Raw genomic sequence first — 450 nt, forward strand, 5'->3', positions numbered from 1 at the left:
CTTTTGGGCAGGTTTGCGATGTGCAGCAGGTATTTGAGCGGGTGTTGCGCCCTCAGTGTTTGGACGGTTTGGCTTTGTCCTTTTCGGTCCGCTTTTGGCTGAGGGCTTTTAACTCCTTTAGGTAGGCGACCTCTGCACGCATATAGCACAACTCTTCAATAAGCTCCGCCTGTGTTTTTTCTTGGTCGGGTTTATCTGCGATGAAGGGGTTTTTGCGGTGTTGGGGCATGGTTTTGGATTGGGGATGTTCGAGTGCGCCGATACCGCCTTCTTGATAGGCGCGTATCCATCGTCTCAGGTGGGTTCGGGAAATGCCGTAGTGGTCTGCGGTACGCTGTTGGCTGCGTATATGCAGGTAGTGGAGTACGGCTTGGTATTTGAAGTGTAATGTATATTTGCTCATAAAAAAACTGCACCTTGTGAGTTGGAGGGGATGTCCAACTTTTGGGG

Annotated in this window: 1 protein-coding gene; it reads right to left on the reverse strand. The window is 50.7% G+C overall.

Translation table 11 applies throughout. From position 1 onward, the window contains the following. Window positions 1-52: 52 nt before the first annotated feature. A complete protein-coding gene (locus DBY90_RS12470) occupies window positions 53-403 on the reverse strand; it encodes a helix-turn-helix domain-containing protein (protein ID WP_039406616.1) in 351 nt (116 codons plus the stop codon). Window positions 404-450 lie beyond the last annotated feature (47 nt).

Source organism: Neisseria mucosa (assembly GCF_003044445.1).
Classification (GTDB): Bacteria; Pseudomonadota; Gammaproteobacteria; order Burkholderiales; family Neisseriaceae; genus Neisseria; species Neisseria mucosa_A.